The organism is Shinella agrisoli (assembly GCF_046557955.1).
In the GTDB taxonomy this organism is placed as follows: domain Bacteria; phylum Pseudomonadota; class Alphaproteobacteria; order Rhizobiales; family Rhizobiaceae; genus Shinella.
The window spans coordinates 1-1,139 of sequence record NZ_JBJIEP010000063.1 but is presented as its reverse complement, the minus strand read 5'-3'; the positions used below and the strand labels follow the sequence as shown (position 1 = coordinate 1,139).

Genomic DNA, 1,139 nt, shown 5'->3' with positions numbered 1-1,139 from the left:
GCCCGCAAGGACGAGCTCGGCCGCCTGCTCGCGCGCGAGGAGGGCAAGACGCTGGCCGAGGGCATCGGCGAGACGGTGCGCGCCGGGCAGATCTTCGATTTCTTCGCGGGCGAGACGCTGAGGCTCGCCGGCGAGGTGCTGCCCTCGGTGCGGCCCAATATCGGCGTGGAGATCACCCGCGAGCCGGTCGGCGTCGTCGGCATCATCACGCCGTGGAACTTCCCCATCGCCATCCCCGCCTGGAAGATCGCGCCGGCGCTCTGCTACGGCAACACGGTGGTCTTCAAGCCGGCCGAGCTGGTACCCGGCTGCGCGCACGCCATCGTCGACATCCTGGTGCGCGCCGGCCTGCCGAAGGGCGTCCTCAACCTCGTCATGGGCAAGGGCTCGGTCGTCGGCCAGGCCATGCTCGACAGCCCCGATGTCAACGCCATCACCTTCACCGGCTCGACCGGCACGGGCAAGCGCGTGGCCGCCGCCTCCGTCGAGCATAACCGCAAGTTCCAGCTGGAGATGGGCGGCAAGAACCCCTTCGTCGTGCTCGACGACGCGGATCTCGATGTCGCCGTGGAGGCCGCCGTCAACTCGGCCTTCTTCTCGACCGGCCAGCGCTGCACGGCCTCCTCGCGCGTCATCGTGACGGAGGGCATCCACGACCGCTTCGTCGCGGCCGTCGGCGAGCGGCTGAAGGGCATCGTCGTCGACGACGCCTTGAAGGCCGGCACGCATGTCGGCCCGGTGGTCGACGAGAGCCAGCTCAAGCAGGACACGGATTACATCGAGATCGGCAGACAGGAGGGCGCGAAGCTTTCCTTCGGCGGCGAGCTCCTGAAGCGCGAGACGCCCGGCTTCTACCTCGCGCCGGCGCTGTTCACCGAGGCGACGAACGCCATGCGCATTGCGCGCGAGGAGATCTTCGGCCCTGTCGCAGCCGTCATCCGCGTCAAGGACTACGAGGAGGCGCTCGCCGTCGCAAACGACACGCCGTTCGGGCTTTCCTCGGGCATCGCGACGACGAGCCTCAAGCATGCCGCGCATTTCAAGCGCAACTCCGAGGCCGGCATGGTGATGGTCAACCTGCCGACGGCGGGCGTCGACTTCCACGTGCCCTTCGGCGGACGCAAGGGCTCGTCCTACGG

Annotated in this window: 1 protein-coding gene; it reads left to right on the top strand. The window is 68.7% G+C overall.

What is annotated here, in order from left to right; all coding sequences use genetic code 11:
- On the top strand, positions 1-1,139 hold a 1,139-nt coding region (locus ACIIOY_RS26755; protein WP_411037708.1), incomplete at both ends, for an aldehyde dehydrogenase family protein.